General features: G+C 73.2%; 16 protein-coding genes and 2 pseudogenes. 10 read left to right on the forward strand and 8 right to left on the reverse strand.

Features of this window, described 5'->3' with window-relative positions; translation table 11 throughout:
- Window positions 1-63: 63 nt before the first annotated feature.
- Window positions 64-633 carry a DinB family protein gene (locus ACFYWQ_RS18455; RefSeq protein ID WP_389517766.1) on the reverse strand — a complete coding sequence of 190 codons (570 nt, stop codon included), beginning with the start codon at window positions 631-633 and terminating at the stop codon, window positions 64-66.
- A gap of 130 nt (window positions 634-763) precedes the next feature.
- Here ACFYWQ_RS18455 and ACFYWQ_RS18460 point away from each other — a divergent pair, with 130 nt between their 5' ends.
- Window positions 764-1,255, forward strand: a complete 492-nt coding sequence (locus ACFYWQ_RS18460) for a peptidylprolyl isomerase (protein WP_389517768.1) — start codon at window positions 764-766, stop codon at window positions 1,253-1,255.
- Window positions 1,256-1,644: 389 nt separating this feature from the next.
- Here ACFYWQ_RS18460 and ACFYWQ_RS18465 read toward each other — a convergent pair whose 3' ends face one another.
- The gene (locus tag ACFYWQ_RS18465; protein WP_389517770.1) at window positions 1,645-3,657 is read right to left on the reverse strand and encodes a beta-galactosidase; all 2,013 of its coding nucleotides are present in this window, start codon (window positions 3,655-3,657) and stop codon (window positions 1,645-1,647) included.
- Window positions 3,658-3,890: 233 nt separating this feature from the next.
- On the opposite strand from ACFYWQ_RS18465, the gene ACFYWQ_RS18470 reads away from it, so the two are divergent.
- Complete coding sequence (locus ACFYWQ_RS18470; protein WP_389517772.1) at window positions 3,891-4,652, forward strand: hypothetical protein; 762 nt, start codon at window positions 3,891-3,893, stop codon at window positions 4,650-4,652.
- A gap of 17 nt (window positions 4,653-4,669) precedes the next feature.
- On the opposite strand, the gene ACFYWQ_RS18475 is transcribed toward ACFYWQ_RS18470, so the two are convergent.
- From ACFYWQ_RS18475 to ACFYWQ_RS18485, 3 genes are all read right to left on the reverse strand, one after another.
- Window positions 4,670-6,367, reverse strand: coding sequence for a hypothetical protein (locus ACFYWQ_RS18475; RefSeq protein WP_389517774.1), 1,698 nt, complete (start codon window positions 6,365-6,367; stop codon window positions 4,670-4,672).
- Between the two features lie 152 nt (window positions 6,368-6,519).
- Window positions 6,520-8,343 carry a flavin-containing monooxygenase gene (locus tag ACFYWQ_RS18480; protein ID WP_389517776.1) on the reverse strand — a complete coding sequence of 608 codons (1,824 nt, stop codon included), beginning with the start codon at window positions 8,341-8,343 and terminating at the stop codon, window positions 6,520-6,522.
- A gap of 159 nt (window positions 8,344-8,502) precedes the next feature.
- A complete protein-coding gene (locus tag ACFYWQ_RS18485) occupies window positions 8,503-9,273 on the reverse strand; it encodes an SDR family NAD(P)-dependent oxidoreductase (protein ID WP_389517778.1) in 771 nt (256 codons plus the stop codon).
- Window positions 9,274-9,518: 245 nt separating this feature from the next.
- On the opposite strand from ACFYWQ_RS18485, the gene ACFYWQ_RS18490 reads away from it, so the two are divergent.
- From ACFYWQ_RS18490 to ACFYWQ_RS18500, 3 genes are all read left to right on the forward strand, one after another.
- Window positions 9,519-10,184 carry a TetR/AcrR family transcriptional regulator gene (locus ACFYWQ_RS18490; RefSeq protein ID WP_389517780.1) on the forward strand — a complete coding sequence of 222 codons (666 nt, stop codon included), beginning with the start codon at window positions 9,519-9,521 and terminating at the stop codon, window positions 10,182-10,184.
- A 190-nt stretch (window positions 10,185-10,374) separates the two neighbouring features.
- Window positions 10,375-11,025, forward strand: a complete 651-nt coding sequence (locus tag ACFYWQ_RS18495) for a VC0807 family protein (RefSeq protein ID WP_389517782.1) — start codon at window positions 10,375-10,377, stop codon at window positions 11,023-11,025.
- Between the two features lie 5 nt (window positions 11,026-11,030).
- The gene (locus ACFYWQ_RS18500) at window positions 11,031-12,293 is read left to right on the forward strand and encodes an aromatic ring-hydroxylating dioxygenase subunit alpha (protein ID WP_389517784.1); all 1,263 of its coding nucleotides are present in this window, start codon (window positions 11,031-11,033) and stop codon (window positions 12,291-12,293) included.
- 65 nt (window positions 12,294-12,358) lie between these two features.
- Here ACFYWQ_RS18500 and ACFYWQ_RS18505 read toward each other — a convergent pair whose 3' ends face one another.
- Together ACFYWQ_RS18505 and ACFYWQ_RS18510 are read right to left on the reverse strand one after the other, a co-directional pair.
- Window positions 12,359-12,574, reverse strand: a complete 216-nt coding sequence (locus ACFYWQ_RS18505) for a hypothetical protein (RefSeq protein WP_389518319.1) — start codon at window positions 12,572-12,574, stop codon at window positions 12,359-12,361.
- Between the two features lie 183 nt (window positions 12,575-12,757).
- Window positions 12,758-12,880: pseudogene (locus ACFYWQ_RS18510) on the reverse strand (transcriptional regulator); the annotation flags it as partial.
- 209 nt (window positions 12,881-13,089) lie between these two features.
- Here ACFYWQ_RS18510 and ACFYWQ_RS18515 point away from each other — a divergent pair.
- The 5 genes and pseudogenes from ACFYWQ_RS18515 to ACFYWQ_RS18535 all read left to right on the forward strand — a co-directional run bounded on the left by ACFYWQ_RS18515 (window position 13,090) and on the right by ACFYWQ_RS18535 (window position 17,829).
- On the forward strand, window positions 13,090-14,106 hold the full coding sequence (locus tag ACFYWQ_RS18515; RefSeq protein ID WP_389517786.1) for a zinc-dependent alcohol dehydrogenase family protein: 1,017 nt from the start codon (window positions 13,090-13,092) through the stop codon (window positions 14,104-14,106).
- A 108-nt stretch (window positions 14,107-14,214) separates the two neighbouring features.
- Window positions 14,215-14,553, forward strand: coding sequence for a CU044_2847 family protein (locus ACFYWQ_RS18520; protein WP_389517788.1), 339 nt, complete (start codon window positions 14,215-14,217; stop codon window positions 14,551-14,553).
- Window positions 14,554-14,632: 79 nt separating this feature from the next.
- Entirely contained in the window at window positions 14,633-14,980 is a 348-nt protein-coding gene (locus ACFYWQ_RS18525) for a hypothetical protein (RefSeq protein ID WP_389518320.1), read from the forward strand.
- Between the two features lie 14 nt (window positions 14,981-14,994).
- Window positions 14,995-17,562: pseudogene (locus tag ACFYWQ_RS18530) on the forward strand (WD40 repeat domain-containing protein); the annotation flags it as partial.
- A 39-nt stretch (window positions 17,563-17,601) separates the two neighbouring features.
- Window positions 17,602-17,829: a hypothetical protein gene (locus ACFYWQ_RS18535; protein ID WP_389518321.1), complete on the forward strand. Its 228-nt coding sequence runs from the start codon at window positions 17,602-17,604 to the stop codon at window positions 17,827-17,829.
- A gap of 13 nt (window positions 17,830-17,842) precedes the next feature.
- Here ACFYWQ_RS18535 and ACFYWQ_RS18540 read toward each other — a convergent pair whose 3' ends face one another.
- On the reverse strand, window positions 17,843-19,279 hold the full coding sequence (locus ACFYWQ_RS18540; protein ID WP_389517790.1) for a sulfatase-like hydrolase/transferase: 1,437 nt from the start codon (window positions 19,277-19,279) through the stop codon (window positions 17,843-17,845).
- Between the last annotated feature and the right edge of the window lie 48 nt (window positions 19,280-19,327).

Below are 19,327 nucleotides of genomic sequence, written 5' to 3' on the forward strand. Positions count from 1 at the left end.
CACCCCCGTGCCCCGGAAGACCCGGGGTGCGGGGGCGAGCCGCGGTCGCCGTGCGCGCAGTCGTCACTGGCCCACCCGTCCGTCGACGCACTCGCGCAGCAGGTCGGCGTGCCCGCAGTGACGGGCGTACTCCTCGATCCGGTGCACCATCAGCTCCCGGACCGCGATGCCCTCCCTCCCCACCCGCCGGCCCAGGTCCGGGTGCCGGGCCAGCGCGGCGTCGGTCGCGGCCTGCTCACGCTCCAGATCGCGGAACGCGGCGTCGACCACGGCCCGGTCGGCGACGGCCCCGTCGAAGTCCGCGTCGCGCTCGCCGTACAGCTTCGGCAGCGGGTCACCGTCGCTGATCCAGTTGTGCCAGTCCCGTTCCACCTCGGCGAGGTGCCGGACCAGTCCGAGCAGGGACATCGTCGACGGCGGCACCGAACGGCGGGCCAGCTGCTCCGGGTCCAGGCCCTCGCACTTCATCCGCAGGGTCATGCGGTAGTTCGTCAGGAAGTCCAGGAGTGTCGCGAGCTCGCCGTCCGGACTCGGCCCTTCGCTGTTGCGGGGGTCGTCGTCCGGGTCGGCCCACATGTCGGGGTAGACGGTCGCCTGGGTCCATCGCGCGGGTCGGTCGCTCATACGGCGCATGGTCGTCGGTGCCGGCCCCGGTGCGCCACCGAGTTACGCCCCGGCCCCCGCCCTGACCCCGGCCCTGACCCCGGCCCTGACCCCGGCCCCGTCCCGTGCCCGCCGTGGGCCGGAGACATACGATGGCCGAATGACCACTGTGCTGCTGAACACCTCCGCCGGGGACATCACCCTGGAGCTCGACGACGCCAAGGCCCCGAAGACGGTCGCGAACTTCGTCGACTACGTCAAGGCCGGCCACTACGACGGCACCGTCTTCCACCGGGTGATCCCCGGTTTCATGATCCAGGGCGGTGGCCTGACCGCCGACATGCAGCAGAAGCCGGCCCCCCGGCGGGTGGAGAACGAGGCGGGCAACGGCCTGCGCAACGACAAGTACACGGTGGCGATGGCACGGACGGCGGACCCGCATTCGGCGAGCGCCCAGTTCTTCATCAACACCAACAGCAACGATTTCCTGAACCACCCCGGCCAGGACGGCTGGGGCTACGCGGTGTTCGGCAAGGTCGTCGCGGGCAGCGAGGCGGTGGACGCGATCGAGGGAGTGCGCACCACGTCCCGCGGCGGGCACGGCGACGTGCCGGTCGAGCCGGTGACGATCGTGTCCGCGCGGCTGGCCTGAGCCGGTGCCGGCCGCCCGCGCGGCCCCTGGCGGGGCGACGCGGGCGGCCGGCGCGTGGGGGGTCCGCGCGTGTGCGGGGTCCGCGTGTGCGGGGTCCGTGTGTGCCGGGTCCTGCGCGTCCCGAGGTCGTGCGTCCCGAGGCCGTGCGTCCCGAGGCCGTGCGTCCCGAAGTCGTGCGTCCCGAGGCCGTGCGTCCCGAGGCCGTGCGTGCCGCGGGAATCGCCCGTCAGCCGTCGACGGGCGGCCCCGGCCACTGCGTGCCCACCCGTCGACGACCATGCTCGCCGCACGGTGAGGACGCCGGCACGTCGTCCCGGCACGGGGCCTCCCCCGTGCACCGGGCGCGTCCCCGCCGCTCGCCCGCGCCCACCGCGGCCACGGGACGCGCCTCAGGATTCGCGGATCACCGCCACCGCGCCGGCCGGCAGCGTGAGCCCGTCCTCCCCGGTGGCCACGCCGCTCACCAGGTCCTCGCCGGTGACGGCCACCGGGACGTCGGTGTCGGTGTGGTTGACCAGGAACAGGAAACGGGAGCCGTCGTCGGCGTGGCGCCGGACGGCCTCCACCCCGGCGGGCAGCCCCGGCACCTCCGCCGAGACGCCCGCCTCGGCGAGCAGCGCGTCGAGGACGGCGGCCGTGCCGGCCTCGTCCAGGCGGGTCGCCACGTACCAGGCGGCGCCCCGGCCGGTGCTGTTGCGGGTGACGGCGGGGCGCCCGGCCAGCGGTCCCTCCGCCCAGGTGCGCACGGCCCGCGCGCCGTCGAGACGGGTCTTCTCGCTCCACAGGTCCGCTCGGCCGCCGTCGTCGAGCAGCGGGGTCTCGTTCTCCAGCAGCGGCCAGAACTCCTCCGTCCGCACACCGAGCAGTTCGCGGAAGGCCCCGGGGTAGCCGCCGAGGCGTACGTGGTCGTGCTCGTCGGTGATGCCGCTGAAGAAGGTGATGAGCACCGAGGCCCCGGAGTGCGCCGCTTCGGCGATCCGGGCGGCGTCCTGGTCGGTGACGGTGTAGAGGGTGGGGACGACGACCAGCGGGTAGCCGGTGAGATCGCTCTGCGCGCCGACGACGTCGACGGTGATCCCGCGCCGCCACAGGGCGCGGTACCAGCGCATGACCTCGTCCGGGTAGCGCAGCGCCTCGGTGGGGTGGCTGTCGAGCTCGCTGCCCCACCAGGACGGGTAGTCGAAGACGAGCGCCGCCCGGGCGCGGACCCTGCTGCCCCGGACGGGTGCGAGGGCGCTCAGCCGGCGGCCGAGTTCGACGGTGTCGCGGAAGACGTCGCTGTCCGGTCCGGCGTGGGGCACCATCGCCGAGTGGTACTTCTCCGAGCCCGCCGCGGACTGCCGCCACTGGAAGAACATCACGGCGTCGGCGCCGCGTGCCACATGGGTGAGGGAGTTGCGCAGCATCTCGCCGGGCCCCTTGGGGCGGTTGCGGGGCTGCCAGTTGACGGCCGAGGTGGAGTGCTCCATGAGCATCCACGGTTCGCCCCCGGCGACACCGCGGCTGAGGTCGGCGCAGAACGCGAGCTCGATGTGGGCCTCGGGGTCGGCCGCGATGGTGTAGTGGTCGTTGGCGACCACGTCCATGTCGGCCGTCCAGGAGAAGTAGTCGAGCCACTTGGTCCGGGTGGTCATCATGAAGTTCGTGGTGGCCGGCACGTGCGGGGTGACCTCGCGCAGCACCTCGCGCAGGGCCCGGTAGTGGGTGAGGTGCTCGTCGGAGCAGAACCGGGCGAAGTCGAGCTGCTGGGTGGGGTTGACGGTGGTCGGAGCGGCGAGCGGGGGCAGGACCTCGTCGAAGGAGTCGTAGCGCTGTGACCAGAAGGCCGTCCCCCACGCGGCGTTGAGCGCGTCGACGGTGCCGTACCGCCGGGCGAGCCAGCCGCGGAAGGCGTCCGCCGCGGCGTCCGAGTGGTCGTGCGGGACGTGGCAGCCGAGTTCGTTGTCCACGTGCCACAGCGCGAGCGCGGGATGGTCCCGGTAGCGCTCGGCGACTTTACGGGTCATCCGGACCGCGTACTCCCGGAACACGGGGGAGGAGACGGCGTAGGACTGCCGGCTGCCCTGGTGGAGGACGGTGCCGTCGGCGGTGCGGGGCAGGATCTCCGGGTGCGCGCGCGTCAGCCAGGGCGGCGGGGAGGCGGTGGCGGTGGCGAGCGCGACCCGGATGCCCGCGGCGTGCAGGCGGTCCAGCACGGCGTCGAGCCAGCCGAAGTCGTACACGCCCTCCCGGGGTTCGAGCCGGGCCCAGGAGAAGATGCCGACACTGACCAGGTTCACACCGGCCCGGCGCATCAGCTCGACGTCCTCCACCTGGACGTCCACGGGCCATTGCTCGGGGTTGTAGTCACCGCCGTAGGCGATGCCCGGGATGTCGAGCGGCCAGGGCCTGTGCGTGGTCATCTGCTGGTCCTCCGGCGTAGGGAGCGTGCGTCGTCCGGGCCTCACTCTAAAGCGCAGTAAGCGCTTTCTCCAGAAAGCGCTTACTGCATGGGGAGGGGAGGGCGCCGGACACCGGGAACGAGCAGTGCGGTGCCGCGGCGGCGCGGTGGCGCGGGTGGCCGGCACGGCTGTTCACGACAGGTACAGGTCGGGCCTCTTGTGGCGGGAGCGGCCCCGAGGTGAGGATGTCGGCCATGTCTGCGGGGGAAGCGGGGGAAGCGGCGGAAGCGAGGGAAGCGGCGGAAGGAGGCGGGACGGCGAACCGTTCCGCGGCCAGGGACGACGGACGCTCCGCCGAAGAGGAGGCGCCCCCGTCGGCGGAGGAGGCCGAGAATCCGTTCGGCGAGGTGACGAACACCCTGTGGGGCTCGCTCATCGCGCTGGCGGGCCTGCTCACCGCCCTGGGCATGAACAGCGACAGGCTGTTCGTCGCGCTGAACAACCACACGGTGTGGACCCTGGTCGCGCCCGCGCTGGCCATCACCGCCGTCGCCCTGTGCCTCTACGCGTACTTCACCCACCGGAAGCCGCTTCTGATCATCGGGAGCACGGCCTACGTCGCGGCTCTCGTCGCCTCGCTGGTCGTCGCGACCCTCGCCGCCGCCGGCAACGGCAGGCCGACCGTCACCAGCGTGAGCCTGACGGGGCAGCGGCCCCACCTGTCGCTGACGTTCACCGTCCACGCCGTCGGCGTCGACCGCAACGACCACGTGGCCGCGTTCGCGCGGTCGCTGTACGCGCCGGACGACGACCGGGCGGACACGGAGCTCTACGCGGCCTCGCTCCGGCCCGACGACATGGGCGAGGTGGACCAGAGGATCACCATCCCGCTCACGGTGCCGGACAGCGCCACCTACCTCACGATCAACGTCTCCAACAGCGGGGACAAGGGCAAGAGCCAGTGCACCACCCGTTCCCCGACCGCTCCTGCCTGCGTGACGGTGAAACTGCCCTGAGGCTCCCGTCCCCCTCCTCAGGCGCCGTCGTGCGGCGGGGACAGGCGCAGTACGGTGCCGTCTCCGTCGGCGGAGAGGACGAGGGAACCGTCCGGCGCCGCGGCGAGGCCCGCGAACCCGGCCGGCAGACCGGGCATGCCGTGGGCGAAGAGGGCGGGCTCGGCACGGCGGGCGACGCCCGGGGGCGTGCCGACGGCCAGGTCCTCGGCGTCGATCCTGCGCTCCCCGGTGGTCAGCGATATCGCCCACAGTCTGCGCTGACCGGTGTCCACGGTGAACAGTTCGTCGCCGCTGACGGCCAAGCCCTGCGGGGAACCGAGTCCCTCCGCCACGGGCACCGCCCGGTCCGTTCCGTCGATCCGCAGCACCGCTCCCAGCCGGTCGTCGCTGACGTAGCAGCGCTGCTCGGCGTCGAACGCCACGTCCACGGGGTGTCCGAGCCCTTCGGCGACGACCGTGACGGTGTCGTCCTCGTCGATGGCGACGATCCGGCCGGCGTCCGTCTCGGCGACCACGAGCGCGCCGTCCGCCCGTACCGCGATGCCCAGGGGCCGGCTCAGGCCGGTCGCCCGGACCCTGCCGGTGCCGCGTGCGGGGTCGTAGGTCTGGACGGTGCCGTACTGCGAGGTGAGGTGCAGGAGCCCGCGGTCGGCCGTGATGCCGTGGGTGAAGACGAGGAGTGCCTCCGTGGTCACGCCGCCCGACGCGTCCCTGCCGACGGTGTCGGTGTCGCAGTTGGTGCCGGTGCCGGTGCCGGTGCCGGTGCCGCGGTCGGCGTCGCCGTCGGTGGGCTGGGGGCGTGCCACGCGGTAGTGGTCGGCGGCGTACACCGTGCCGCCCAGGTCGACCGTCACGCCGTAGGGGCCGTTCAGGCCGCGGGGGACGATCGCGCGGGTGCGGCCGTCGGGGTGCAGTTCGGTGATGCCGCCGGCGGCGTAGCTGGAGACGTACATGCGGTTCTCCGCGTCGAACGCCGCGTTGTCCAGTCCCACCAGCCCGCTGGTGACGAGCGACCGGGATCCGCTGCCGTGGAGGTCGATGCGGGTGACGAAGCCCTCGGGGCCCCGTGACAGCACGTGCAGGACGCCGCCCCTGTCGAAGCGGACCGCGACCGGGTCGTGCACGTCCTCGGCGACGACCTCGGGCTCACCGCCGTCGGGGGAGATGCGCCACACCTGGTTGCTGACCATGTGCGGGTAGTACAGGCAGCCGTCCGGGCCGAGCTGCATCGCGTTGCCGAGGGCGATCCCGCCGGTGAGGACGACCGGGTCGCCGCCCTCCGGGAACAGTTCGAGCAGGCGGCCGTCCATCTTCATCTCGTTGACGAAGAGCCGGTCGCCGACGCAGGTGATGCCGTTGGGGACCGCCACCTCCTCCGAGACCGACGTGTACTCGCCCCGGGGACTGCGGCGCCACACCCGGCCGGGGACCAGATCGGCGATGTACATCGAGCCGTCCGCGCCGAAGGCGAGGTCGTCCGGCGACCGGACCGGGCCGTCCGCCGGCACCACCACCTCGACGTCCCCGTCGGCCGGGTCCACGGCGCTGATCCGCCCGGCGAGGAACTGGGCGACGTACAGCCGCCCGTCGGGTCCGAACGCGACACCGTTGGAACCCCACAGCGGGTTGGGCGGGTTGAGCCTCCGTATCCGCCGGCGCGCACTCGTGGGCCGGCGGTGTTCCCCGTCGTCGAACCTGCTCGATCGCGTGCTCACTTCGCTTCCTGTCTGTCCATGGGCGTCGTGGCCGGGCTGTGGGCCGCGGGGTGTGGGCTGAGGGTCGCGGGCTGCGGGTTGTGCGCCGCGGGGTGTGGGGCGCGGGCCGTGGGGCGCGGGCCGCGGGCCGCGGTTCGTCCGGACGGCCGGGGTCACGTGCCGAGGACCTCGCTCATCCCTCCGTCCGCGCGCCAGCGCCGGAGCAGTTCGAAGAACGCGGCCGGGCCGTCGCCGTACGACTCGCTGCGCGGCCTGGGCATGCCCTCGCCGTTGTAGTAGCCGGGGGTGCACTCGGCCTGGAACGCGTACAGGTCGGCCGCCTTCTCCCGGATCGTGGCCACCCAGGCGTCCTCGGCCTCGGCCGTCGGCTCCACGTACCGGGCCCGGCGCCCGCGCGCCTCACGGACCACCTCGGCGACGTGCGTCGCCTGTTCGTCCAGGACGTGCGCGTAGTTCACGGCACTGGCGCTCTGCACCGAACCGAGCATGAACAGGTTGGGGAAGCCCCGGGTGCAGTACCCGTGGAGCGTCCTCGGGCCGGCCTTCCAGGCGTCCAGCAGGGCGACCCCGTCCCTGCCGTACGCGGGGAGACGGCCGGACAGCAGTCCGGAGACGCCGACCTCGAAGCCGGTTCCGAAGACGACGCAGTCGACCTCGTACGCCACCCCGCCGACCACGACGGCCCGCTCGGTGATGCGCTCCACGCCCCCGTGGTCGGCGGTGTCCACGAGGGTGACGTTGGGGCGGTTGAACGTCTGGAGGTACGTGTCGCTGAACGTGGGCCGCTTGCACATGTAGCGGTACCACGGCTTGAGCGCCCCGGCCGTCGACGGGTCCTCGACGATCTCGTCCACCCGGCCCCGCAACTGGTCCATCTTCTGGAAGTCGGCGATCTCCTCGAGGCGTTCGCGTTCCCCGGGCGCGAGGTTGGCGTAGCCGTCGCTCGGCACGAGCTTCTGCTGGAGGCGGGCGCTGCTGGTCCAGCCGTCGGCCACCAGGTCCTCCTCGGCCGGGCCGCCCGTGACGACGGCGAGGAAGTTGTCCCGGCGGCGCCGGGACCAGCCGGGCGTCAGCGAGGCCGCCCACTCGGGGTCGGTGGGGCGCTGCCCGCGCACGTCCACCGAGGACGGCGTGCGCTGGAACACGTACAGATGTCCGGCGTCCCGCCCGAGGTGCGGTACGACCTGGATGGCCGTCGCCCCCGTGCCGATGAGCGCCACGCGCCGGTCGGCGAGCTTGTCCAGGCCGCCGTTCGCGTCGCCGCCGGTGTAGTCGTAGTCCCAGCGGCTGGTGTGGAACATGTGCCCCCGGAAGGTCTCGATCCCCGGGATGCCGGGCAGTTTGGGCTGGCTGAGCAGGCCGGTCGCCACCACGACGTACCGGGCGCTCATGCGGTCGCCGCGGTCGGTGCTTACGGTCCACTCGGCCGCGGCCTCGTTCCAGCGCAGTTCGGTGACCTGGGTCCGGAAGCAGGCGTCGCGGTAGAGGTCGAAGCGGGTCGCGATCGCCTGGGCGTGCTGCCGGATCTCCTCGCCCGGAGCGTACTTCCACCGGGGGACGTAGCCGACCTCCTCGAGCAGCGGCAGGTAGACGTACGACTCGATGTCGCAGTGGATTCCCGGGTACCGGTTCCAGTACCAGGTGCCGCCGAAGTCCGCGCCCTTCTCGATGATCCGGATGTTCCGCAGGCCCGCCTGGCGCAGTCGGGCGCCGGCCAGCAGCCCGCCGAACCCGCCGCCCACGACCACCGCCTCGACGTGGTCGTCCAGGGGGCGCCGGCCGGTGTCGGGGCCGGCGTGCGGGTCGTCGTCGAAGTGGCCGAACTCGCCTGTGGTGCGAAGGTACTGGCGGTTGCCGTCGGGGCGGATCCGCCGGTCGCGCTCGGCCCGGTAGCGCTCGCGCACGGCATCCGGATCGAATCCCAGGTCCGCCGGGCCGGGTCGCGCCGGCTCGGACGCGGTGTGGGGGGTGGCCATCTGTGCCTTCTTCCTCTGCTTGCTCCGCGGATCGTTCTGGGGACAGCGGGCGTTGGGGGGTGGGGGTGGGGGTGGGCTGGGGGCAGTGGGGAGCTGGGGGTAGGGGGTGGGTGGTGGTGGCCGGCGCGGCCGCGATCCGTGCGCCGGGCGGTGCGCGGGTCAGACGGCTGCCCAGCCGTTGTCCACCGGCAGGACGACGCCGTTGACGCTGCTCGCCGCGTCGGAGGCGAGGTAGACGATGGCGGCGGCCTGTTCCTCCGGGTCCGACACCCGGCCCATGTTGGTCATGTGCCTGCCGATGACGGCCGGTCCGTGGGCCTCCCCGTCCACGCCGATGCCATTCGTGATGTTGGTGATCGTGCCGCCCGGGGCGATGGCGTTGGCGCGGATGCCCTTGTCCCGGTACATCACCGCGAGGGAGCGGGTGAGTCCGAGGAGGCCGTGCTTGGAGACGGTGTAGGCGGTCCCCGCCGCGCTTCCGCGCAGCGACGCCTCCGACGCGGTGGTGACGATGGCTCCGCGTCCGGCCGCGAGCATGTGCGGCAGCACGGACCTCGTCAGCAGGAACGGCGCGGTGAGGTTGATGCGCAGCACCCGCTCCCACTCCGCGTCGGTGACGTCCGCCGTGGCCGACATGCTGTCCATGACGCCCGCGTTGTTGACCAGGACGTCGACCCCGCCGAAGGTGTCGACCGCGGTCGCCGTCACCCGGTCGACGACCGCGCTGTCGCTCAGGTCACCCGTGACGGCCACGGCCGTTCCCCCCGCCGCCTCGATCGCGTCGACGACACTCTTCGCCCCGCCGGCGTCCAGGTCGGCGACGACGACGTTCGCCGCCTCCGCGGCGAATCGCAGCGCCGTGGCACGGCCTATGCCGGAGGCGGCTCCGGTGACGATGACGCTCCTGCCGGACAGGCCGGTGACACCCATGCGGGCTCCTCTGCTCTCTTCCTCGGGGTTGACGTGGCGTCAGCGTAATAGTTTTTGGCACGCTGCGACATAAAGTCGGGGAGCGACATTGAGACAGGATGTGTCAACCCTCTGGCGGCCAGGCGGCCAGGCGGCCAGGCGGCCAGGCGGCCAGGCCGCCAGGCGGGCGTCGGGCGTCGGGCGTCGGGCAGGCGGGCGTCGGGCGGCATAAGGTCGGGCGAGCACAGGACGTCGGAGGAGGGACGATGGCCGGACGGGCCGGGGGATCGACCGGGCGACCGCCCTTGACCGAGCGGCGGCGCGCCGAGACCCGTACGGAGATCGCCGAAGAGGCGGTCCGGCTCTTCGGCGCCCACGGGGTGGCGGCGACCACCGCGGAGGACATCGCCTCCGCCGCGGGGATCTCCACCCGCACGTTGTGGCGCTACTTCCGCTCCAAGGAGGAGTGCGTACGGCCTCTGCTCACCGAAGGTCTGGAGATGCTGACGGACCGCCTGGGGGACTGGAGGGGGGACCGCCCGCTCGCCGAAGCGGTCATGCGCGTCCACCGTCGCGAGGACGGCGGACAGCGCCTGGAGGTGCTGCGCGACCTCATACGTCTGTGCCGTGTCGAGCCGGGACTGCACGCCGTCTGGCTCCAGGTCCACCACGACGCCGAAGCGGCCTTCGCCGCCGTGATCGCCGACCGCACCGGCCGGACCGCCGACGACCTCGCCGTCCGTATGGAAGCGGGCGTGCTGAACACGGCACTGCGCATCGGGGTGGAGGACTGGGCCCTGCGGTCCGATACGTCGACGGGGTCGTCGTACGCGGAAACCGTCACCCGCGCGCTGCGGATGATCGCGCGTCTCCCCGACCCGGACTCGTCCGCGCTGTCCGGGGCCGGCACCCGCACCGAGCCGGCCTCCTGAGTGCTGCCCTGCGGTCGGTGCTCGACCGGGAGGTACATCCAATGATGTATCCGGCATATCGTGCCTCACGTCGATTAGGTGATCTTCGCCGGTTCCTACGGTTTTGCGTATGGCATCTCCGAACGGTCGAACCCCGAACGGTCGAACCCCGAACGGTCGAACCCCGAACGGTCGAACCGGAACAGACGACATGCCGACGTGGTGGTCAGCGGCCACCCCGCTCCTGATCGCCGTGGTCCTCCCCCTGGCCGTGTTCTACGTCCTGCGGTCGCAGGGCGTCAGCCAATGGCTGGCACTGACGCTCAGCGGGGCGGTCCCCTTGGCGCGCATGGCCGTCGTGGCCGCCACCCGGCGCCGCATGGACGGCTTCGAGGCGTTCATGATGGGCATGCTGGCGGTGCGCGTCGTGACGTCGCTGCTCACCGGCAGCCCGCGGGTCATCCTCGTCAAGGACTCCGGACTCGCGGCGGCCGCCGGGCTCTGGATCCTGGGCTCGCTCCTCGTGGCGAAGCCCTTCGCCTTCCAGGCCGTCCAGTCCTGGCACAGGCCCACCGCCGCGCGCACCCGGGAAGCGGCCTGGGGCGTCTCACCGGCGCTGCGCAGCGGGCTGACCCGGCTGACGGTCCTGTGGGGCTCCGCCCAACTGCTGGACTGCGGGGCCGGAGTGCTCATCGCGCTGCTGCTTCCGGTGGAGTCGGTTCCGGCGCTCAACCGCGCGAAGGGGCTGGCGCTGCTGTGCGCCGTCGCCCTCGTCACCGTCGCCTACAGCCGCCGCTACGGCCGGCGGCACGCACTGTCCCTCTTCGGTTCGCCACCCCTGAACCCCGGGAAGGAAGGCTGATCACCATGACGCTCCACGGGACTCACCACCGGATTCCCCACGGGACTCACCACCGGACCGAGGCCGAGGCGCCCGAGCCCCCCGCGCCCGCCGCGCCCCCCGCGTCCGCTGCTCCCGAGGCGCTGCGCGAGACGCTCGCGGAGCTGCGGCGTCTGGCCGCGCTCCCCCTCGAACGAGGCCAGACGCTGCCGCCCCGCGCCTACACCTCGCCCGACCTGTACGCATGGGAGGTGGAGCGGATCTTCCGGCGGGAGTGGCTGTGCGTGGCACGCGCCGAGGAGATACCGGAGCCGGGGAGCTATCTGCGGCTGGACGTCCTCGGCACACCCCTGGTGATCACCCGGGACGAGCAGGGCGAGCTGCACGCCCTGTCCCGGGTGTGCCGCCACCGGTTCATGGACCTCCTGCCGCCGGAGACGGCGCCCGAGCAGGGCTGTCTGAAGCGGCTGACCTGCCCGTACCACACCTGGACCTACCGGCTGAACGGCCAGTACGCCGGGCAGCTCGCCGGTGCCCCCCTGATGCGGCGGGTCGACTTCGACCGGGCCGGCTGCCGGCTCCCGGCGCACCGTGTCGAGGTCTGGAACGGCTTCGTCCTGCTCAACCTCGACCCCGGCGCGGCCCCGGCGGCGCCCGGACTGCGCGGGCTCGACCTGCGGCTGGGCGGCCTCGGCATCGCGGACTGGGTGAGCGTCCACACCCGGGTCTGGGAGGGCGTGCCCGCCAACTGGAAGGTCGCGGTGGAGAACGGCTCCGAGAACTACCACCACATGGGTACGCACGCGGCGACCCTGGAACCGGCGCTGCCGGGCCGGGACACGGAGGTCGACGCGTGCGACGGCCGCTGGTTCACCATGTTCACGCCGCTGTCGGACCCCGGGCGCGACGGCACGGGCCTGGGGCGGCGCACCCGGTCCGGCCGGGGTGCGCGGCCGGGGATGCTCATCGCCGGGATCTTCCCGCAGTTCGTCCTGGCGGTCCTGCCCGACAGCGCGGTCGGCATCCGCTGGCTGCCCACCGGGCCCGCCACCCACGACACGCGGATCACGGCCATGGTCCCGCCCGGAGTGCCGCAGACGCCCGGTTTCGCCGAGCAGCTGGCCGGCATACGTGCTCAGATCGAGCGGATCCAGGAAGAGGACCTGGTGGCCGTCCGCGGCGTCCAGCGGGGCCTGGCCTCCCACCCGGCCCCCTCCAACGGCCGCTTCTCCCACCTGGAACGCCCGTTGTGGCAGTTCCAGCGCTACCTCGCGGAGCGACTGCTGTGAGACCGCGGTCCGGCACCGGGGTCCCGGGCTGCGAGCCGTCCCGGCACCCGGACCCGCCGACGGCGTCACGACGTGCGGACCGACCACACCTCCGGTCCGCCACCGCGCCACTCGATCAGGTCCGACGTCGTCACGTCGATGTTCTCCAGCCCGGCCCGCCGCAGGAACTCCTCGACGTCCCGCAGGCCGTACGCCAGGCCCAGGATCTCGCCGTCCGCGCGAACCCGCCGCCCGCCGCTCGGCGACGGCCGGCCCACCACCACGGGACGGCGTCCGGACATGACTCCAGCATCGTCCGGGCCGGCCGCTCGCGCATCCGGGCCCCTGTCACCGTCATCCCCGCCACCGTCACCACCCGCATCGGCGAGCAGGCGGTCAGCCGGCTGCCCTGTGCGCGGAGTCGGCTTCCCGGGTGGCGGCCCAGGACGCGAGGAGACGCAGGGCTTCTTAGGAGGCCAGTCGGGATAGAAGCGGCGGGAGACGGGGTCGAGGAAGGCGAAGCGGGCGAGGCTCGCCTGGTTCCGGAGCGTGGCGTGGACGTCGCCGTAGAAGGCGCGGGCGAGCTGGTTGGCGGCGAGCAGGTCCATACGGCGCGGCGTTCGAGCTTGGCGCGCGCGTGACGAGCGGGTTTCCTGGAAAGCGTGGCGCTCTCCGTCCGGCCGCGTCCGCGGATGGGCGGGGAGCCCGCGGCCGGCCGACGGGCGGCGGCTCGCCGTCCGTGGCGGGCCTGCACCTGCACTCGGCGTCTGCCGGCACGTGACCGGCACCGCACGCCTCGGTACGTAAGGAACCCCCCATGCGCGGAACAGTGATCCACGCCCCCGGCGATGTCCGCTTCGAGACCCTGGACGACCCGGAGATCCTCCAGCCGACCGACGCGATCATCCGCACGGCCGTCACCTGTGTGTGCGGCTCCGACCTGTGGCCTTACCGCGGCCTCGAACCGATCGGCGACGCCCATCCCATGGGGCACGAGTACGTCGGTGTCGTGGAAGAGGTCGGCAGTGAGGTCACCGCCGTCAAGCCGGGCCAGTTCGTCGTCGGGTCGTTCGCCACCTCGGACAACACCTGCGCGAACTGCCGCAACGGCTTCCCGTCCCATTGCCTCAACCGCCAGTTCATGACCACCTGCCAGGCCGACCACGTCCGCATACCCAACGCCCAGGGCACCCTGGTCGCCACCGACGGGACGCCCGACGAGGCACTGTGGCCCGGCCTGCTGGCCGTCTCCGACGTCATGGGCACCGGCTGGTGGGCCGCCGACGCCGCGGAGGTCGAGCCCGGTGCGACCGCGGTCGTGGTCGGCGACGGCGCCGTCGGCCTGTGCGCGGTGATCGCGGCCAGGGAGATGGGCGCGGAGCGGATCATCGTGATGAGCCGCCATGAGCCGCGGCAGAGGCTCGCCCGTGCGTTCGGCGCCACCGACATCGTCACCGAGCGCGGCGACGAGGGCGTCGCCCGCGTCCAGGACCTCACCGACGGGATCGGCGCCGACGCGGTCCTGGAATGCGTGGGCACCGACCAGGCCATGCGGCAGGCCCTGCACTCCGCGCGCCCCGGCGGCAACGTCGGCTTCGTCGGCGTCCCCCACGGGGTCGCCGTCGACGGGCAGGAACTGTTCTTCTCCCACGTCGGTCTGCGCGGCGGCCCCGCCCCCGTGCGCCGCTACCTGCCCGACCTGATCGACCGCGTCCTGACCGGCCGGATCGACCCCGGCAAGGTCTTCGACCTCACCCTTCCCCTGGACCAGGTCGCCGAGGGGTACAGGGCCATGGACGAGCGTCGGGCCATCAAGAGCCTCCTCAAGCCCTGACCTGCCCGTCTCGCGCTGTCACGGGCGTCGTTCTCGATGAGCCCGTGCCGAGACGTCCGGCTCGGCTAGGCTGCGCCGTACTGCTCGGGGTGGGAAAAAGGGGGAGCTATGGTGCGCGGTGCCGTGCGTGTTCCGCTGCCGGACGGCGGCCAAGTGCTGTTCGAGGCGCCGGACGAGTCCGGTGCCGGGCCGGTCAAGGCGGGACGCCTGAGTGATGCGGTCCGTGACTTTCCCGGCACGTTGCACCAGGCGCTGACGCCTGCCGTGGAGCTGGCGCGTACCACCTTGCAGCAGTTGCGGCAGGACGACACCTCCGAGGTGCAGATCGAGTTCGGGCTCGACCTGACGTCCGAACTCGGTGCCGTCGTCGCCAAGGGCGGCGTGGGGGCCCATCTCAAGGTGACGGTGACATGGAGCCGCGACGGCTCGCAGGAGCCCGGAAGCTGAGCGGGACGCGGCAGTGGCGGGGGAGGACGACGCGGCCGACGCGGCCGGGGAGGCGTGGGGAGACGGGTTCCAGGCGGCGGTGGCCCAAGTTCACCCGGGAGGACGACCACGACCTGGCCGCGCGCCACCTCGGCCGGCTGACCCGGGCCGTGGAATCGGGCGCCCCCTCTCCGTCCTCCTCGTCATGAGGGACGACTTCTACCCCCGACTGGCCGCCTGGGCACCCGAGTTGCTGGCAGCGGTCGAAGGGGGCCCGCTCAACGTGCCGGCCACCCTCGGCCAGGACGACCTGCGGGACATCATCGTCCGTCCGGTGCGGGACGCCGGCGCCCGCTACGCCGACGGACTGCCCGAACGCATCATCGCCGACGTGCTCGCCGCCGACACCGTGCGCGGCCGAGCCGACCGGTCCCCGTCACCGTGCTGACGCCGTTGCAGCTCATGCTCAGCACGCTGTGGGAGCAGCGCAGGGACGGCGTGCTGTCCCATGCCTCGTACAAGCGCATCGGCGGGTACACCGGAGCCCTCCCCCGGTGGTGCGACTCCGTGATCGACCAACTGCCCGCTGCCCAGCGGGACGTCGCCTGGACCCTGCTCACGCCCCTCGTACGGTCTCCCGATCCGGCCCGGCAACTGCCCGCCACCCGCAGGCAGGTCGCGCGGACCACCCTCCTCGACATGGCGAGCCACGCCCCCGGCTCCGGGACGGGCGACGGCGGCGCGGGCCGTACGACGACCGGTGCCTCCGACCGCCGGCGGCGCGCCGACGGGGACCGCCGGCGGCGCGCCGACGAGGACCGCGAGCCCGCCCGCCGGACCGCGGCCGCCGTTCTCGCGCTGCTCGTCGCACACCACATCGTCACCACGCACTCCGGCGGCGACGGCCGTCCGGACGGCACGACCATGGTGGAGCTCCGACACGACGTGCTGGCGTACGGCTGGGAGAACCTGGTCGAGCGCGTCGAACGGGACGAGCGGTTCGGTACGTGGCTGCGCCGCGCGGAGGAACGGTGCCGCCGCTGGAACGAGCACGGCGAGCGCCGTCCCGGGGATCTGCTGGGCGGCAGCGACCTGGCGGAGGCACTGGAATGGGCCGCCCGGCGCGTGCTGCCCGAGGACGTCGCGCGCTACGTCGCCGCCGGCCGGCGCGCGCAGCAGGCCGCCCTGCGCCGCGCCTGGCGGTTCAACGCCGTTCTGATCGGATTCCTCGTGCTGGCCCTGACCGCCACCGGGGTCGCCGTGTGGCAACGTGACGAGGCCCTCGACAACGAGCGGCTCGCCCTGTCCCGGCAGATCGCCGCGCAGTCCACCGCCCACCTCGACGACAACCCCGACCTGGCCTCCCTGCTGGCCATGTGCGCGTACCAGGCCGGTCGCACCCCGGAGGCGAAGGCGGCCCTGTTCGCCGCGGCCGCCGGCCGGCTGCGGCGGCGGAGCCACCCCCATGACGACGCGCCGAACGCCATGGCGGTCGGCCGGGACGGCCGTCTGGTGGCGACCGGCGGGTCCCGAGGCTACGTGGAGTTCTGGGACCTCGGGACCGGCCGCGGGGCCGGGCTCGTTCTGTCGGACGGGCAGAGCGTGTACACGCTGTCCTTCAGCCCGGACGGCCGGTACCTCGCAGTGGGAGGCGAGTCCCGCGTCGTGCGGATCGTCGACGTGGCGAAGCGGAAGGTCGTCCGTGTGCTGCGGGGGCACCGCGGCGCCGTGCTCACCGTGCAGTACGGCGTCGACGGCCGGACGCTGACGTCGGCGGGCGAGGACGAGACGCTGCGGATCTGGGACGTCCGGGACGGCCGGCCGCTCGGCACCGTCCAGGGCGTGGACGCGGGCTTCGCCCGCAGCCCGGACGGCAGGACCCTCGCCACCCACGACACCGACGGCCGCATCCGCGTCCGATCCGGCAACGGACGCGTCGTCCACGTGCTCGACGGCTCCTTCGACACCGTGCTGAGCCGGCTCGTCTACGCCCCGGACGGCCGGACCCTCGCGGCCCAACTGGACAACACGGTCGTGCTGATGGATCCGGCCACGGGCCGCGTCCGCACACGGCTCACCGGACACACCGATCTCGTCGGCGTGGTGGCGTTCAGTCCCGACGGGCGCACCGTGGCGACCGGGAGCTGGGACATGACCGTCCGGCTGTGGGACGCCACCAGCGGACGTGCCCTCGATGTCCTCGCCGGACCCACCGGAGAGGTGGAGGACGTGGCGTTCAGCCCTGACGGGCGCACGCTGCTCAGCGTCGACGACGGCGGCGCGCTGCGCTGGTGGGACGGCACGGTCGAGCGCAGGGTCCTGGGCAGCCACCCTCGCGGCGTCTAGGACGTGCGGTTCAGCCCCGACGGCCGGACCGTGGCCAGTGCGGGCCGTGACTACGCAGCCCGCGTGTGGGACACCACGACAGGCCGGCTCCGGGCCACCATGGTGGGCAACCGTTCCTTCGTGCAGGCCCTGGCGTTCAGCCCTGACGGGCGGACCCTCGCCACCAGCGGTCTGGACGGCACGGTGCGGCTGTGGAACACCCGCACCGGCGAGCAGACATGGGTCCGGCGGTACGTCTCCCTGGGGGACGCGGTGGCCTTCAGCCCCGACGGCCGGACGCTCGCGGTCGGGACCGACGAGGCCGTCCACCTGTGGGATCCGGCCACCGCCCGGCCGCGCGGCGACCTCGAGACCCCGGGTCACCGCCTCCCGCCCCAGGCCCTCGCCTTCAGCCCGGACGGCACCGTCCTCGCGGACTCCGACCTGAGCGCCTCCGTGGTACGGCTCTGGGACGTGCGCGCCGGCCAGGTCGGCCGTGAGCTGACGGAACCGGAGGGTCCGGGCGATGTCGCGTTCAGCCCGGACGGCCGCACCCTGGCGGTGGTGACCGGTGACGTACACCTGTGGGACGTGGCCACCGGCCGGGTGCGGCGGGTCCTGACCGGATACAACGCCCATGCGACGGCCGTGGCGTTCAGTCCCGACGGGCGCACCGTGGCCACGGCCCACGACGACGGGCGGATCCTCCTCTGGGACGCCGCCTCGGGGCTGATCCGTGGAACCCTGCGCGGACCCGACGAGTCCGTCGGCGCGGTGGACTTCGGCCCGGACGGCGAGACGCTCGTCACGGGGGACGACGCCGGCGCCGTCGAGCTGTGGCGCGTCAGCCTTCCCGGCGCGGAGGAGGCGATCGATCAGCTGTGGGAGGCGGTGGGGCGTGATCTGACGGACGTGGAACGCGACACCTTCCTCCCGAAGAGCGGAGCCGGGGCCTCGTGCGACTTCTTCTGACGGGCCGCGGTGTTCAGCCGCCCGGTGGCGGCTCGAAGGCGGTGGCGAGGGAGCCCGGACCCACCGGGGTGCGCTGCCCGGTGCCGGCGACCGGGAGACGGGCGCCGTCCAGGGCCGGATCGATGTGGGCGGCGAACCACTCGTCCAGCCGGGCGGCCAGCGCGGTGCGCAGCGCGCGGTGCTCGGGGTCGTCGGCGAGGTTGTGGTCCTCGCCGGGGTCGGCGGTGAGGTCGTACAGCTCGTGCGGGCCGTGCGGGTGGCGGTGGACGTACTTCCGGTCACGGGTGCGGATCATGCGCACCGGCCCGTACTCGTCGTAGACGACGACCCGGTCGTGGCCGGCGGTGTCGCCGGTGCCGTCGAGCAGACCGGCGAAGGAGCGGCCGGGCAGCGGCGGCCGGGCCGGGTCGGGGGCGAGGGGGTCCAGGCCGAGGTGGTCGAGGAGGGTGGGCAGCAGGTCGTACTGGGAGAGCAGGGCGTCGCTGACGCGGCCGGCGGGGATCCGGCCGGGCTGGGCGGCGAGGAACGGGACCAAGACCGAGCTGTCGTACATGTTCTGCGGGAAGGTGCCGTTGCCCTTTCCCCAGATGCCGTGGTGGCCGGCGTTGAACCCGTTGTCGCTGGTGAAGATCACCAAGGTCGACCGGGTGAGGCCGAGGGTGTCGAGGCGGTCCAGGACGCGGCCGATGGCGGCGTCCATCGCGGTGGTCGCGGCGAAGTAGCCGATCAGGGCCTGGCGGGTGTCGGATTCGCCGCCGACCGGGGAGCCGTCGGCGTCCAGGGGCTGCCAGGGGTGCGGGGGCCCCTGCGGGCAGGTGTCGAACGGGCAGTCCTCGTACAGGGCCGTGTACGCGCGCGGGTGCTGTCCCTTCCAGGGCTTGTGCGGAGCGGTGAAGTGCAGCGAGAGATGGAAGGGTTCGGGGCGGTCGGCCTCGGCGTCCAGGAAGCGTTCCGCGTCGGCGGCGAGCGCGTCGGTGAGGTAGGCGGGTTCCTCGGTGCGGACGCCGTCCCGGTACATGGGCGCGCCCCGGTAGGGTCCGCCGCCGCTCTCGTGGGCGTACCAGTGGACGAAGCCCTTGCGGGGGCGGTCGTTGGCGCCCAGGTGCCACTTGCCGCTGAGGCCGAGCCGGTAGCCGGCGTCGGCGAGCAGGTCGGTGAAGAGGGTCTGGCCGGCCAGGAAGTCGAGGCCGGTGCGGCCGGCGTGGTGGTACGACAGCCAGTCGTGGACGCCGTGCTGGGAGGGGAGCCGGCCGGTGAACAGGGAGGCGCGGGCCGGGGAGCAGACCGGTGAGGTGCAGAAGAACCGGCTCAGGCGCAGGCCGCTCGCGGCCAGGGCGTCCAGGCGCGGGGTGTGTATCTCATGGTTTCCGGCGCAGCCCAGCGCCCAGGGTCCCTGATCGTCGGAGAGCATCAGCAGGACGTTGGGGCGTGACGGATCGCGGCTTGCCATGGATGTCGGTCTCCCGGGTTCGGCGGCAGGCGGAGGCAGCGGTGGAAC

It is taken from the genome of Streptomyces sp. NPDC003247 (assembly GCF_042888135.1).
In the GTDB taxonomy this organism is placed as follows: Bacteria; Actinomycetota; Actinomycetes; order Streptomycetales; family Streptomycetaceae; genus Streptomyces.